Origin of the sequence: Siphonobacter sp. SORGH_AS_0500 (genome assembly GCF_031453245.1) — a bacterium.
Taxonomy (GTDB): domain Bacteria; phylum Bacteroidota; class Bacteroidia; order Cytophagales; family Spirosomataceae; genus Siphonobacter.
The window spans coordinates 1016451-1031036 of sequence record NZ_JAVIYT010000001.1; the positions used below are offsets into that span (position 1 = coordinate 1016451).

General features: G+C 46.2%; 12 protein-coding genes. 5 read left to right on the forward strand and 7 right to left on the reverse strand.

The features are described from left to right. Nucleotides 1–47: 47 nt before the first annotated feature. Nucleotides 48–749, forward strand: a complete 702-nt coding sequence (gene radC, locus QE357_RS04285; RefSeq protein ID WP_309706099.1) for a RadC family protein — start codon at nt 48–50, stop codon at nt 747–749. Here the strand turns inward: radC and QE357_RS04290 are convergent. From QE357_RS04290 to QE357_RS04305, 4 genes are read right to left on the reverse strand one after another with little or no spacing between them, the layout of a single operon-like run. Next, a complete protein-coding gene (locus QE357_RS04290; RefSeq protein ID WP_309706101.1) occupies nt 727–3459 on the reverse strand; it encodes a CHAT domain-containing protein in 2733 nt (910 codons plus the stop codon). The genes radC and QE357_RS04290 overlap by 23 nt on opposite strands. Beyond that, a complete protein-coding gene (locus QE357_RS04295; protein WP_309706103.1) occupies nt 3425–4996 on the reverse strand; it encodes a S8 family serine peptidase in 1572 nt (523 codons plus the stop codon). Before QE357_RS04295 ends, QE357_RS04290 begins: the two co-directional genes overlap by 35 nt. 48 nt (nt 4997–5044) lie before the next feature. After that, the gene (locus QE357_RS04300; protein WP_106635140.1) at nt 5045–5749 is read right to left on the reverse strand and encodes a tetratricopeptide repeat protein; all 705 of its coding nucleotides are present in this window, start codon (nt 5747–5749) and stop codon (nt 5045–5047) included. A 16-nt stretch (nt 5750–5765) separates the two neighbouring features. Next, nucleotides 5766–6347 (reverse strand): RNA polymerase sigma factor, encoded by a 582-nt coding sequence (locus tag QE357_RS04305; RefSeq protein ID WP_106635141.1) that lies wholly within the window; start codon nt 6345–6347, stop codon nt 5766–5768. Nucleotides 6348–6490: 143 nt separating this feature from the next. Between QE357_RS04305 and QE357_RS04310 the strand changes: the two genes are divergently transcribed. Continuing rightward, complete coding sequence (locus tag QE357_RS04310; protein ID WP_232793547.1) at nt 6491–6751, forward strand: response regulator transcription factor; 261 nt, start codon at nt 6491–6493, stop codon at nt 6749–6751. Nucleotides 6752–6944: 193 nt separating this feature from the next. Here the strand turns inward: QE357_RS04310 and QE357_RS04315 are convergent, their stop codons facing one another. Then, a complete protein-coding gene (locus QE357_RS04315) occupies nt 6945–8384 on the reverse strand; it encodes a serine hydrolase (protein ID WP_106635143.1) in 1440 nt (479 codons plus the stop codon). A gap of 266 nt (nt 8385–8650) precedes the next feature. Here QE357_RS04315 and QE357_RS04320 point away from each other — a divergent pair, with 266 nt between their 5' ends. Continuing rightward, nucleotides 8651–10633 (forward strand): T9SS type A sorting domain-containing protein, encoded by a 1983-nt coding sequence (locus QE357_RS04320; RefSeq protein ID WP_309706108.1) that lies wholly within the window; start codon nt 8651–8653, stop codon nt 10631–10633. A gap of 131 nt (nt 10634–10764) precedes the next feature. Next, nucleotides 10765–12168: a class II fumarate hydratase gene (gene fumC / locus QE357_RS04325; protein WP_106635146.1), complete on the forward strand. Its 1404-nt coding sequence runs from the start codon at nt 10765–10767 to the stop codon at nt 12166–12168. Nucleotides 12169–12349: 181 nt separating this feature from the next. On the opposite strand, the gene QE357_RS04330 is transcribed toward fumC, so the two are convergent. Continuing rightward, nucleotides 12350–13102: a DeoR/GlpR family DNA-binding transcription regulator gene (locus tag QE357_RS04330; RefSeq protein ID WP_309706110.1), complete on the reverse strand. Its 753-nt coding sequence runs from the start codon at nt 13100–13102 to the stop codon at nt 12350–12352. 113 nt (nt 13103–13215) lie between these two features. Here QE357_RS04330 and nudK point away from each other — a divergent pair, with 113 nt between their 5' ends. Continuing rightward, nucleotides 13216–13794 (forward strand): GDP-mannose pyrophosphatase NudK, encoded by a 579-nt coding sequence (gene nudK / locus QE357_RS04335; RefSeq protein ID WP_309706112.1) that lies wholly within the window; start codon nt 13216–13218, stop codon nt 13792–13794. 26 nt (nt 13795–13820) lie between these two features. Here the strand turns inward: nudK and QE357_RS04340 are convergent, their stop codons facing one another. Next, nucleotides 13821–14576 carry an MBL fold metallo-hydrolase gene (locus QE357_RS04340; protein ID WP_309706114.1) on the reverse strand — a complete coding sequence of 252 codons (756 nt, stop codon included), beginning with the start codon at nt 14574–14576 and terminating at the stop codon, nt 13821–13823. Nucleotides 14577–14586 lie beyond the last annotated feature (10 nt).

A 14586-nucleotide genomic window follows, 5' to 3' on the forward strand; every position in this document is an offset into this window, starting at 1 on the left:
TCGGAAGCCTTACTTTTGTGAGTAAGGCTTTTTTGCTATATCCACCCATGAAAACTACTTACCTGGCGGCTCCAACGATTAAGACCTGGGCCGAAGAGGATCGCCCCCGCGAGAAACTGATGCTAAAAGGTAAAGCTGCTTTGAGCGATGCAGAGTTACTGGGCATTCTGATTAACTCCGGTATTCAGCAATACACCGCCGTTGATCTGGCAAAGCTGATCTTAAGCAGCGTTAATCACGATCTGAATCAACTGGCCAAGCTCAGTATTAAGGAATTATCCAAATTTAAGGGCATCGGAGAAGCTCGGGCGATTACCATCGTTTCGGCTCTGGAATTAGGGCGTCGTCGCAAAGAAACCGAACCGCAGGCCCGAGTTTCCATTACCAGTTCTTACTCGGCATATCAGGCATTCCGCCCGCATTTGATGGATTTACTGCATGAAGAATTCTGGGTGCTATTGCTGAACCGAGCCAATCATGTGATTCGTCCTGTCCAGATTTCTACGGGCGGAGTCGCAGGAACGGTAGCCGATCCCAAATTAATCTTCAAACACGCTCTGGAACACTTGGCCAGCGGTATTATTCTGGCTCATAACCATCCTTCGGGTAATCTTCAACCCAGTCAGGCCGATAAAGATTTGACCCGAAAGCTGAAGGAAGCAGGAAAGTTACTCGACATTCCGGTATTGGATCACCTCATTATTTCTGATCAGAAATACCTCAGTTTTATGGATGAGGGACTGTTGTAGCGGTTCGTTTTCGATACATCAATAATCCTATAATAACCAGTATGACTCCGGCTGCAATGCCCGCATAGGCAGGAATAACGCTGGGATTTTCAATAGGAGTGGTAGAGCCAATCTGGATTAAAGCAGCCCAGTAATAGGGTAGCTGATGCTCCTGAGCATTGAGCCATTGTATTTTGGCCCTTTGCAAAGCGATGTCCTGGGGTAATCCTTCTGATAATTGCTGGTAAAAATGTTCGACTAGTGTATAAGTTGCCTGATCCTGTACGCTCCAGAGGGTCGTTACCGTACTCGGAATACCCAATGCCGCAAAGCCGCGAGCCAGACTAAAAACCCCTTCTCCTGTTTGGTTCGTCCCCAGTCCTGTCTGGCAAGCCGAGAGCACTAATAATTGCGTTCGGAAAGGGCGATTGATGTTTAATTCTGACAATTTCAGGGCCGAATCGGCAAAGTAGAGCACGGGTTCGGTATGATCTGAAACATGGGCGTCCGCGTGCGTAAAAAGCTGTAAAATTCTAAAATCGGGTGCTTCCGATAGAAAAGTAGCTTTAGTGGCCGATTGATGCGTTTTGGTCTGAGCAAAAGGGATGGACTCCGCAATATCCGCTAGCGATTGAGCGGAACCCGGCAAATTCGATTGCTTCAAGGAGGCTGAAAATTGCTCGGGAGCCATGCCTAAAAAGGGCTTTTGCCAGCTAGAAACAGGTCTTTCGCGAAGTAGAAACCGGGCCGAATAGGTATAACTAAAAGCCTGCTGATGTACTAAATAGGCATTTGGTTGGGTGGGGGAATTACTGAATGCTTCAAAGGGTAAAAAAGCCCCATCCAACGAAACGATCATTCGGGAAGAATGCAAACGCAATGGCGTTACTAAGCGACGATAAAGCTGATAACCCGCTTTTTGCAATTGCTGAACTTCTATTTTACGAAGGTCAGGACTGGAGCAGAGTTTCAGAAATTCATCGGCTTCGTGATTAAATCCGGTCAGTGGTAACTTACGGAGAACGGTTTTGTCTGGAGTAATGCCAATGGCATAAATCGCGTCATCCCCAAGAAAATAACTCACAAAAGCCTGATCTTTAGCTAATAATTTTTGCTGAATGGTAGTAATCGACGGCACCTGATTATCATAACGATACTGAAAATAGGCAGGATTACTCTTGCGTAAGGATTCAATGAATGTCTGCTGAGCTTCGTGTTGATTAAGCCACTGATTGAATAATTTTGTATAAGTTGGCGTGCCCGGTTTGTGTTGATGAAGTTGTGCTAATAGTTGTTCCTGCCGAACCCGAAAGCTCAGTTCTTTTTCAGCCAATGGAGGCGAAAGTTTTTGGTTGGCGGATAACTCATTGAGTCGATCATTTAATAATACGGCTCGACTTTTTTCCAGGTAATAAAAAGCTAGGGGTGCGTTTTGCTGAAGAAAAGCTGCTTCAATCGCCTGTTGGTACAAACGGTGGGTATTGTTTCGCCAAAGCAATTTGGACTCTGTCGCTTCGTGACTCATCCGCATATAGTCCACCATCTGATCGGCAGTAGCGAAGGTGGCCAGAGCTTGAGCTAGATTTTGAGCCGTAGGTTTTTGCTTATAAATCAATAATTCAAACGAGGCTTTCTGCTTGATTAACGTAAACAAATATTCCTTTCGAGAGACACTCTGGATAACCTTTGCGGTAGGATTAATTGGCTGATTTTCATCATAAGAGGGAATAATGCTTTTAATTCCTTTCCTGATTAATTGCAAGGCTAACGAGTAATTTCTTTGATACGAAGCCAGCTTGCCCAGATGATTATATAGTAAAGCTTTAGCGGGCGGATCCTGAGCTATGGTTAACGCTTTTTCGTATTGTTGCCGGGCTTGATCAGGCTGATTTTCATTTTCGGCCAATAAACCAGCGACGATAGCTAGTGAAACCTGGGCCTCTGTTTGATGAGGAGTAATAAGTTCCTGGGCTTGCCGCAAGTAAGCTCGGCTAGTGAAATAATCCTTACGTTTCCGGCTAATATCGGCGGCTAACTCGTAATACTGCCAAATGAGTAATTGCGGGTGCCTGCGGGTTACCTTCAGCAGCGAAGTCATCACCACTTGAGCTTCCTCAAGACGATTTAACTCCACCAATGCCTGAGCCTGCTGGTATAAACTCACCAGTTCGCGGTGTGGCTTTTTGGCCAGTCGGGCGAAGTGTACGCCTTCGGTGGCGGAATTCAGGGCCGCCTGATAATCACCGGAGGAATGTTGAACAAACGAAAGCTGATAAGACGCGGCGGCAGCCCATTCCAGTTGATTGGATTGCCGACTCACCCGGATACTTTCCTGAAGAATTTGCTGAGCTCTCTGGTCCTGATTCATTCCAACCAGGTAAGCCCCGTAGAAGTATAAATGCTTGGGTTTTAGATTGGGTACGCCGCGATTTGCACCCTGAATGGCCGCCTCGGCAAATTGTTTTGTCGCTGAGAAATTCTTTTCCTGCCAGTATTGCCAGGCTAGTTCCCCCAATAACTCAATGTAAATGGAGTCCTGTGGAATGCGACAGCGAAGCCAATGGGTTCGGAGTTTCTCCAGTTTTATTCGCGACGAATCCTGAGCTTTAATACGAAACCACTCCCGATGCATAAAAGCGGAATCAGGGCATTGTCCGAACGCCCCAATTCCGCTGATCAGGAGTACCAGCAGTAAGTTAATACGAAAGCATATAGAAGCCGCCTCTGACATATTGCCTTAGGGATTGATCTTTCCGAATCACTCCTTTTTGCTGAAGAACCGAGAAGTATATTTTCTTCAAGGGCTCATTCGGGCTTTGCTGAATGGCCCTTTGAATATCCAGGAAATACCGGGCGGCAATGCCCACAAAAACGGGCGTAGCGTAGGATGAACCCTGAATGGAAGCGGGTTCCTGATAGCCCGGCGTTTGAATGGGATAGAGATTCCGAAAACTTCCGTCTTGAGTCTCAATACCCAGATTGACAAAGCTGGAAGAGTAATTCTCGTAGGGAAGCCGCTCGTGACCCTTAATGTCGAGGGCTTTATCAATGACTTTGGTAATAGAATTCAGCAACCGTTCTGACTTACTTTCCTGACAGTCACATTCCTCTTTTGGCTCGCAGGTCAGGGTAGTAACGGTTACTACATTGTCCAGTTCCAGACTGTAACAGGCAGGGTATAAACGCTGTACGGAAATATCATTGGGGAATCCATCAAAATCAGTATGGTTACCCGCCGCGGCGGCAACCAGGATTTTCCGCTCGTTCATTTGTTCCAGTAAATCCCGCAACAATGGAATTTCATTACCATAATACCCAAAGCTGGCATTGACTATTCGGGCTCCGTTATCCATGGCGTATTGAAGAGCACAAAAGACCTTATCCAGTGATCCGAAGCCGTAATGATCAAACGTTTTGAGAATCATCAATGCGGCATTTCCGGGAGCCAGGTAATGAATGATATGAGCGATTTTACTGCCATGCCGCAGCACATTATCATCCGTAGGCTGATTACCAGACTCCGACTCAAGCGTGGAGAAATTCCAGCCAATCTGTTCAAGTTCATGCTGACGGCGGCAGGGGTCTTCGAATTTTTTATACCAGAAAGGCAGTGGATAACGAGGATTATCTTCAATACCCGTATCCAGAATGGCAACTACTAAACCATCCGTTTTGGCCTGAATCTGACTCCAGTCCTTTGCGTAATCATTCCAGCGTTCCAGGGGCTCTACCTCCAGCGAATCTTCATTGACCCAGGCCGAAGGAATGATATAATTCAGGGAAGCCCGAATGGGAGGCTGCGTGGTGTGTCGTCCAGGTGGCTCTTCGCCCGCGGCTTTAATTTCCAGGCATTCGTGTAGCCCTTCGCCCTTCAGCAGAAATGTAGTATCGTTCAGACACAGGCATTCTTCTACGGACTGAAGTATTATTTTTTTACCATTTCCGTCCAGTAAAAAGGGCTGTGGGGCACCAGGTTGGGTAGCGTTGTTAAAGAATTCCAGTAAAGCTGTCCGGCCCTTAATGATCTTATATTCATTCGAGGAGTCAGCGGGAAATTCGAGGTAATCCAGTTGAATTAACAACTGATTTCTAACGGCAAAGCCCGTTCCTGAAGAAACTTCCGTAACGTGAGGGTAGTTGCGTTCATTTCCTAGGAAAGTTTTAATCTGCTTTCGACTTCGAAAAGTGGGCGAGGGAGCGAGTCGTTTTGGAAAATTTTCGGAATGGCTGGAAGGACGCTCCGGTCCATCGGGGGAGTAGTGTTTCATAGAAGCAATGAGGTAGAAAAAGGTTGATTGGTTGGGATAAATAATGGGTTAATCGAGCCACTCGGTGGCTTGGGTTTTGCCGGGTAAATTTTCCTGAACGACCCTTTTCAGTAACTGTTGAGCCTTGGCCTGATCGTCAGCCTGGTTACGCTGGATACGAGCCAGGGCTTCGTAAAAGGGCCCCGGATTTTCGTACAAATCCGTTTGACTTAATTGCTGAAAATACTGAATCGCCTTATCATAGTTTTTGAGACGCATCGCCGTAATTCCGGCAAATTTCAGAGCTCGGGCATCTTTTGGGGCGTGTGTTAACTGGACTTCAAAAATCTGCTCAGCCTGAGGGAATTTCCCCTGATTGTAAAGGATAATTCCTTCCTGTAATGAATCCGTAGCGTTTCCCATCGTTAAGCTTAACTGCTGGAAATTCGTGTTGGAATAAGCCATGACACGCTCCGTCAGATTCGGTTGACTACGATTCCATACGAGCCAAAGAATGGCCAATAACACCACAGCAGCAATGCCCGCAGCGATGGAAAAGCGGGGTTTTCGTAGGGGTTTAACCGCAGGTGCTTTTTCCCATTGCTTTCGCTTTTCAGCTAGTACTTCCAGCCGGGCGGCCTGATGGGCTTGCCAGTAAAAAGCCGCTGCCGAAGCCAGTTGAGGGTTTTCCTGAATTTGTTTTTCAAAGGAAGCCTGTTCAGTAGCTGACATCTCTCCCTGAAAAAAACGTTCAATTTGTTCTAATTCATTCATTGGATGGTGGGTCTCGTTAACGGGTACGGTAGAGTGTCCTTAACTTTTCCAGGCACCGCAGTCGGCTGGTTTTGGCTACTGCCGAGCTTTGGTAATCCAGATTCCGGGCGATCTCCTCGTCAGAGAATCCTTCTCCCCAGGCCAATAGCATACGCTGACATTTTTCGCCCAGCAGGGTTAATTGTTGTCGGAGGTAGCTTATTTCACTGTCCGAAATCAGGTTTTGCAGGATGGAACGGGTTTCGTCTGCAATGCTTAGATTATCGAGTGAGAGGCCCTGATGGACACTTTCGCGATTAGTCGAATTTTTACGAACGAGGTCAACACATTTATTATAAAAAATTTGATAGAGGTACGTTTTCAGGCCCGAACGGCCTTCATAACGCTGGGAAGAAATATGTTCAATGACGGTAAGAACGGCGTCGGAATAAGCACTGGCAGATTCGTCGGGGAGCAGTTGATGCTTAAACGTGGCTTCCCGAATCAGATAGCGAAACTGATCGTACAAACAGTTTTCACAATTCCGGCGATTCAGGCCTCCAGCCCGGATTCCTGCGATGAGATCAGCATCGGAAAGGGTACGTTTAAAAAAAATCATGTAACTGAAGTTAAGCTTAGAGTTCCTGTAAACTAGGGAGTTACTGATTGATTTTTTAAATGTGGGAATTTTTTTTGAAAAGTTGTTACCCGAAGTGCCTGAATAATCGACTAAGAAAGCAGAACGCAAAAAACAGCTTTGTCATGTCAAGTCTACCTCAGTCTCATCGTCTGTACGTCTCTCCGAGAGAATTGCAGTCTGCCAATACCTCTTTAACCCTTCGGGAAGGCGAAATTCTGGCCTGTCTAGCTCAGGGAATGAGTTACAAAATGATTGCGGCTGAATGCGGCATTACCTTCAATACGGTGCAAACCCACCTGAAACGAATCTACATGAAACTGAACGTAAACTCAGCCACAGAAGCCATTCTGACGGGTTTGCGTAAGGGAATTATCTCCTTATAGTAGTAAAGTTCAACCTTCAACTGATGAACAATAAAGGGCTGACTCCGCAGGAATCAGCCCTTTATTACTTGTGAATAGGTAATTAGAGAAAGAAAAGCATACTCAAAATAATTGAAGAACTTGTAAAACAGAAGTGAGTATGATGAGCCATAAAAAACCGGATCAGTTAATTCCTGATCCGGTTTTGCATTCGTTATCTTTTCTTCTTTTTTTTCTGGATTGCCGCTTTTTTCCTGATGGGTGCTCGGCGGGAAACGGCTTTTTTCTTCACGGCCCCTTTCGCTCTGAGGTGTGAACGATGCACCACTTTTTTCTTGACTACCGGAGCTGCCGGTAACATCTTGTAAAGATCGGCGAGAGATAACTCGGGAGCGTTGTCGCCGCCACCCTGAAGGCCCTCGCTAATCATGGTATCATCGCCATTTTCCGGATCGACGTTTTCGCCCCGCAAGAAGAACCGGGCTTTCTCGGGATATAAAATGGCCTGCACCATTTTTACCTGAGAAAGGTAACTGTTGGCCACGTTTGAAAGTAGAATAATCGTACTTTGATCGGGGCGATTTCGCATAAAGTAATTCTTGAATCCATGCCACCAGCCCGTGTGAAACGTTAACCACTGGTTATTGGGGACTTTTTGTAAACGCCAGCCAAAGCCGTAGTTTTTAGTTACGAGACGGGTGTCATTGCTGGCAGGTAAAAAGGCCTCCTGCAAGGCTTTCTGACTGATGATCTGCTCGGTATACAAACCCCGGTCCCACTTGAACATATCTTCTGCGGTGGAATACAGGCTTTTGTCGCCGGTAACGCTGTCGAGGTAATCAATCGCAAAAGAACGTCTGCTGCCGGTATAGCCCGTGGCGGCGGTGAGTAAGCGATTGGTGTTGGTGCCGTCAAAAACGAAGGTACTTGTCATGCCGAGTGGCTTGAACAGATGTTCTTCCGCATATTTACTGAAGGGCTTTCCGCTCAGTTTTTCGACGATGTATGATAACAAGACGTAGTTAGTATTATTATAATGAAACCGAACGTCGGGGTGACCATACGGAACGGGCTTGTACTGGCAAAGCTTTTCTACTACTTCTTTATTACTCAGCGGTTGTGATTTGTCGCAATATTTTTCTAACCCATACTGATAACTCGGTAGACCGGAGCGGTGGGTGAGCAAAAGCCGGATGGTAATCGAAGAATCGTAAGGGAAATTGGGAATGTATTTATAAACCGGATCGTCGTAATTCAGTAAGCCTTTTTCTTTCATCTGCATGATAGAAATCGCCGTGAATTGCTTGGAAACCGAAGCCAGCTGAAAAGGAGTGGTAGTCGTAAGGGTATCACGTAAGGTCAGGTTTTTGTAACCAAACGCTCCTTTGTAAATCACCTGCCCGTATTGAGCGACGAGCACGGTTCCATTAAAACCGTATTTGCTGTGTAAATTATGAAAGAACGTATCGAGCTGACCTGCTTTCCGGGTTGCCTCGATTGGATTGAAGCGTTTGGCGATGCTGTCGTTATAATGAGCTAGCATCGGATTTTCTGCCACAGTTACTTCCGAGGCGTCTTTGGGACCCTGGGAACAGCCTAACAAACAAAATAAACCCGAGATGATAACAACAGAACAGAAACGAGCAACAGACACAGCAAATCGGAGTTTTAATATGGGAACTGAACAAAATTAACCGTTAATCTTTTTTAAATCATACAAGCCAACAACGAAAATGTTGCAGGTAGATTATGAATTAATTTGAAATTCAGTCCAGGCATATACGGATAGACACCTGGGCTGGCTTTAAGTAAAGTGAAAGTTTATAGAGGTATTTTAAGGCTACGATGAATTGAATGTCACCATATTTCAGCATATTGTTTCCGAATTCCCGCACGAATAGCCCCATCATCTTTAACTCAATGAACCGACTCTTTACTTGCCTGTTCTTACTATTGACTCATTCTTTCTTAAACGCCCAAATCACCTTTACTAAAGCTCCACTCGATTATCAGCTATTTCCCCGAAATGATCAGTCGGAGGGGCAGATTCTCATTGAAGGAACCGTAACCGACGCGGCAGCAACCAGGGTTTCGGTACTGATTCTGAGAGGTCAACAACCGTATCGCTATAGCTCCCAGAACTTAACTTTTCAGAATGGCCAGGCTGCTTTTTCCCTGAAACCTTCCATCAAAGCCGAAGCCGTGGAATATTTGGCTCGCATTTATCTGGTGAAAAATCGGGATTCCTCTTTGGTAATGACGCGTATGAATCTGGTAGCAGGCGATGTCTTTCTGATTGGCGGGCAATCCAACGCCGTTGCCGGGGGCGAGGGCGGAAGTTACCAATCCTACAATCCGCAACTGAATGAATTTTGTCGAACCTTTACTACCAATTACCCCGGAGAAGGCCCGAAATGGGCTGTTGCCAATGGGAATAATATCAACGTAGGGGTTTGGGGAACGGAAATTCAGCGGCTTATTCACCAGAATCATCAGATGCCAACCTGTATTCTGAATAATGGGAATGGCGGTATGCCGATTCGTTACTTTAGTGATCGAAATGATGATAACCCCACGGATGATAACACGGCGTATGGGCAATCGCTCAATCGGAGTATTCAGGCGGGAGTCAGGGATTTTGTAAAAGCCATTTTCTGGCGACAGGGGGAATTTGAAGTAGGAGGTACCTCATCTGAAATCACTAGTTATCCCCAGTATTTTGACCGACTCTACAAAGGCTGGCATCTGGATTATCCGAATCTTAAGAAAGTATACGTAACGCAGACGGGCATTCAGCCTGTGATGACGAGTTCCTTAGCTCCGGCCCTACGGGATTTTCAGCGACGCACGTCCCGGATTTACCCGGATGTACAGACGATTACCGCCATCGGGCTGAAAGAGTCAGACGGAATTCATTATGGAAGCGGCGGACACGTGCAGTTTGCCCATAATTTATACCCACTGGTTGACAGAGATTTCTATAACTCAACGGATACACTTCAAATCCAATCGCCCGACCCTCGCCGGATTTATTACTCCAATCCCGAACGAACGCAGGTAACGTTAGAATTCGACGTGGATCAGCAAATGGTTTTTCAGAACCAGGTCAATGTTATCTCTAAACTCAATGGCTGGGTTGTTACCTATCACATGCGAGAGTTTATGTATTTCGATGGGGTAAATAACCAACTGGATTCGGGTTGGGTAGAAGGGTATAAAGTGCATCTGAAATTGAAGCAACCATCTTCCGCTCAGAAGCTTACCTATTTGCCGGATTATTTTCCGGTGGGGCATACGGATGTTTACCCAGGGCCGTACATGCTGAATCAGCGGAATCTTTATGCCTTTAGTTTTTACGAAGTCCCAATTGAAAGTTATCGACCTTCCCAAACCCTGCAATTGGTTCAGGTAGGCTTATACCAAACGCAGTTGAAATGGAATACGCTGGCCAATACACGGCAACTGGTACTGGAACGGCAGGGTGATCAGGAAGCGTTCAAAACAATTGCTACCCTTGCTTCAGGAGTCTCAAATTACACCGATGACAGTGCTCTGCCGGGGCAACGCTACATTTACCGACTTCGAACCAGCTTAACCACGGGTGAGGAAATTGAATGCCGTTTGCTGGTTATCATGCCCTTACCTACTATGACGAAATCATTACAATCGTGGGAGGTGATCGTATCGCCCAACCCTGTTCAACAGGAGGCTTTGCTGAAATTCAATCGGGCAATGGTTTCTGAAGTCACTATTTACGACCTAAATGGACGCCAGTGCTGGCACCAAACCAGTTCCGAAAGTCAGGTTCGGTTATCGCTTGGTAACCTTCCTGATGGGGTTTATGTGTTGCGGGTACAAAGTTCGGCGGGAATGCATACGCAACGTTTACTGGTTCACCATTAATAAATTACCAGAATTTTTGAAAAAAATCCATCGAGCGTTCCGTTCGCTTGGTAGCTTTGCGGCAAAAATCAGGCCCGATCTGGTGGCATACCCGAATGGGCCTGAAACGCTGAACTGTTAACAGACAAATCATGGAATACCGTATTGAGAAAGACACCATGGGCGAAGTGCAAGTGCCCGCTCATGTGTACTGGGGAGCTCAAACCCAACGTTCAATCCTGAACTTTCCCATTGCTCAGGATATCAATAAAATGCCCAAAGAAATCATTGCGGCATTTGCTTACCTGAAAAAAGCGGCGGCTATTACTAACTTCGAATTGGGCGTTCTGGCTGAAGATAAGAAAAATCTGATTGCTCAGGTTTGTGACGAAATTCTGGATCGTAAACTCGACGATCAGTTCCCACTGGTGGTTTGGCAAACGGGTTCAGGTACGCAGTCCAACATGAACGTGAACGAGGTAGTAGCTTACCGTGCTCACGTGATTAACGGGGGTGATCTGGGAGACAAACAGAAATTCGTTCACCCCAATGATGACGTGAACAAGTCACAATCATCGAACGATACTTTCCCAACGGCCATGCACATTGCGGCCTACAAAATCCTGATCGAAATCACGATTCCCGGTATCGAAAAACTGCGGGATACGTTGCAGGCGAAAGCAGAAGCGTTCAAAAACGTAGTGAAGATTGGTCGTACGCACTTCATGGATGCTACTCCTCTGACGCTCGGTCAGGAGTTTTCAGGGTATGTTTCTCAACTGAACCACGGCCTGAAAGCCATCAAAAATACGCTGGAGCATTTATCGGAACTGGCATTAGGTGGAACGGCAGTAGGAACGGGTATCAATACCCCAGAAGGTTACTCGGAGCTGGTAGCGAAGCACATCGCTGACCTGACGGGCTTACCTTTTGTAACGGCTGAAAACAAATTTGAAGCACTGGCGGCTCACGATGCTATTGTGGAAGCTCACGGAGCGTTGAAAACCGTAGCGGTTAGTCTGATGAAAATCGGTAATGATATTCGAATGTTATCGTCTGGCCCACGGGCGGGTATCGGTGAAATCTTCATTCCTGATAACGAACCCGGCAGCTCGATTATGCCCGGTAAGGTAAACCCTACTCAGTGCGAAGCGATGACGATGGTAGCCGCTCAGGTTTTAGGTAATGACGTGGCCATTAACATTGGTGGCTCGAATGGTCACTTTGAACTGAACGTGTTCAAGCCCGTTATGATCTACAACTTCCTGCATTCGGCTCGTCTGATTGGTGACGTTTGCGTGGCCTTCAACGACAAATGTGCGGTAGGGATCGAGCCTCTGACGGAAAACATCAGAAAGCACGTGAACAACTCCCTGATGCTGGTCACGGCTTTGAATACGAAAATTGGTTATTACAAAGCTGCCGAAATCGCTCAGACCGCTCACAAAAACGGCTCTACGCTGAAAGAAACGGCCATTGCTTTGGGTTACCTAACTTCCGAAGAATTCGACGAGTGGGTGAAACCAGAGAATATGGTTGGAAAGATCGAAATCTAGTTTTCCAACGAATCAGGAAAGCGTCGGACGGAAAGTCTGACGCTTTTTTTATATCCTTATCGTAGAGACGTGACGGAGTCGCGTCTGGCTTCCCCGCCATGCCTAGTGTCTCACCAACCATGGTGCAGACTAGTAATAAAAAAGCCTCTCCCCAGACGCGATGAAGCCGTGTCTCTACGGGTTAGGCTTCAATCCAGTGGCAACCCGCTTCCTGATACTGTTGGATCAGTTTCTGATCCAGCCCGGCATTGGTAATGATGTGGTGAATAGCCGTGAGTGGAGCAAATTTCAGGTAACTATCATTCTCAAATTTTCCAGAATCAGCTAGTAGAAAACGCTCTTTCGCATGGGTCAGTAGAGCGTTGGTAAAGGACGCTTCCGTTTCGCTGCGGGCCGTTAACCCGTTTTTTAGCGAAATACCATCTACGCCCACAAACGCCTTCGTCGCGTGATACCGGGCAACGTGTTCAAGAGCAACGGATCCATGTACGGCTTGACGATTAAGATCCAGTTCACCGCCGATGAGATTAATAGACAGATGAGGAGCTTCCCGCAGCTCCCAAATCAGAGGCAATGAATTCGTAATGATTTTAAGATTTCGGAAGGCTTTCAAATGCGGAGCCATGGCTAGCACGGTGCTCCCACAGTCCAGAAAAAGTACGTCATTTTCTTCTACTAATGAAGCCGCCCGCTGTCCAATCTGCCTCTTGGCCTGCGTCTGAATGGAGGCTTTTTGTACGAAAGGAATAAAGGGAAGCTCATTACGCATCGCTCCGCCGTGGGTGCGAATTAGTTTGCCTTGTTCCGCCAAGGTATTCAAATCCCGGCGAATGGTTATTTCTGAGGTATCCAACTGCTCGGCTAGAAAGCTTACGCTTCGCTCGTCACCGTCAGCCAAAAACGCCAGAATTTGTCTATGTCTGGTAATGCTCATCTTTGATTATGATTGATCATTTATTGTTTTTTTTGATTGTTAGTATTTTATTTTGATCAAAAATGATCGAATATTGTAAATAAATAATAATCAACTAACAAAAATGAACATTTATGAATACGGTTCAAATCGTAAGCACAGAAGTACTTTCGGATCATTGGTATACGCTTCGCAAAGTTACTTTCGATTATATCAGGCAAGATGGGTCGACTCAGCGACAGTCGCGAGAATGCTATGACCGAGGAAACGGGGCGGTCATTCTGCTTTACAATGGAGAAAAAAATACAGTAATTCTAACCCGGCAATTTCGTATGCCGACGTACGTCAATGGAAATAAGGATGGCATGCTGATTGAAGCCTGTGCCGGATTACTGGACGCTGATAGCCCTGAAGATTGCATTCGACGGGAAACCGAGGAAGAAACAGGATATCGCATTACTAAACCCGAACGAGTATTTGAGCTGTACATGAGCCCGGGGTCAGTTACCGAAATTCTGTACTTTTTTATTGCCGAATATCAGGAAGTCCACAAAATGAATGAAGGAGGTGGAGTGGAAGCAGAGGAAGACATTCAGGTGTTGGAACTTCCTTTCCCTCAAGCTTTGAAGATGATTGAAACGGATGAGATCAAAGACGCCAAAACCGTTTTGTTACTTCAGCATTTGCAGTTGAAAGATCGGATGAAAGCGTAACCAAGGTTACTACCAAAGGAGGCCTTTTACTTTTTCATTAAATCCGGGTAGGAAACTATGGGTTTGCTCAAGGCGTGACAAAGCAGGAAAATCCAGTCCTGACCCTGTTCAGCATATTCTTTCCGAAAGGCCCTGGCTCGTTTACCGTCATAATCGTTTTTATAGGCGAAATTTTGCTGGATGTAACTTTTCTGGGGTAATACATCCGCTCCGTAAAAATACCTTTTTCCATCATGGGTGATGGTCAACGTCTGGTGGTAAGGCGTATGCCCGCCCGTAACCTGAAAGGAAATATCTGGAGTTAATGCCCCTTCCTCTTCATTCAGAAAATGAACATTGGGATGTAGAGCTAAAGCCTGAAGCGTAGCGGGATGATACGAGGGGTTATCCTTTTGAGCCAGGGCAAAGGTTAACTCCCGTTCCTGAACGTAATAAATGGCATTAGGAAAGTTAAACTGAAACTTCCCGTTTGCCTGAATGGTGCCCACGCCGCCCGTATGATCTTTATGCAAATGGGATAGAAATACTTTCGTTACCTGAGTGGGCTCAAGTCCTTCCCGGCGAAGGGAACGATACAATTGAAGTTCATGGCCTTCACTCAACCCCAAACCTGTATCCAGTAGTATGACCTCTTCCGAAGTAACGACCAAAAACGGATGTACCGATAACAGCGTGGTTCCGGCGGGGTGATGTTCTGGAACGTACGTATCCAGCTCGACGGGCGTAAATACTTTACTAAAATCAACGGAAAACGGACCTTCAGATAAAGCAGTGATTTTCATACATTCAGGG

Excerpts from the sequence above, each read along its gene's own strand:
- QE357_RS04330 (WP_309706110.1), bottom strand. The coding sequence starts at position 13,102 with ATGAGCATTACCAGACATAGACAAATTCTGGCGTTTTTGGCTGACGGT.
- QE357_RS04290 (WP_309706101.1), bottom strand. The coding sequence starts at position 3,459 with ATGTCAGAGGCGGCTTCTATATGCTTTCGTATTAACTTACTGCTGGTA.
- QE357_RS04295 (WP_309706103.1), bottom strand. The coding sequence starts at position 4,996 with ATGAAACACTACTCCCCCGATGGACCGGAGCGTCCTTCCAGCCATTCC.
- QE357_RS04320 (WP_309706108.1), top strand. The coding sequence starts at position 8,651 with ATGAACCGACTCTTTACTTGCCTGTTCTTACTATTGACTCATTCTTTC.
- QE357_RS04310 (WP_232793547.1), top strand. The coding sequence starts at position 6,491 with ATGTCAAGTCTACCTCAGTCTCATCGTCTGTACGTCTCTCCGAGAGAA.
- QE357_RS04305 (WP_106635141.1), bottom strand. The coding sequence starts at position 6,347 with ATGATTTTTTTTAAACGTACCCTTTCCGATGCTGATCTCATCGCAGGA.
- nudK (WP_309706112.1), top strand. The coding sequence starts at position 13,216 with ATGAATACGGTTCAAATCGTAAGCACAGAAGTACTTTCGGATCATTGG.
- fumC (WP_106635146.1), top strand. The coding sequence starts at position 10,765 with ATGGAATACCGTATTGAGAAAGACACCATGGGCGAAGTGCAAGTGCCC.
- radC (WP_309706099.1), top strand. The coding sequence starts at position 48 with ATGAAAACTACTTACCTGGCGGCTCCAACGATTAAGACCTGGGCCGAA.
- QE357_RS04300 (WP_106635140.1), bottom strand. The coding sequence starts at position 5,749 with ATGAATGAATTAGAACAAATTGAACGTTTTTTTCAGGGAGAGATGTCA.
- QE357_RS04340 (WP_309706114.1), bottom strand. The coding sequence starts at position 14,576 with ATGAAAATCACTGCTTTATCTGAAGGTCCGTTTTCCGTTGATTTTAGT.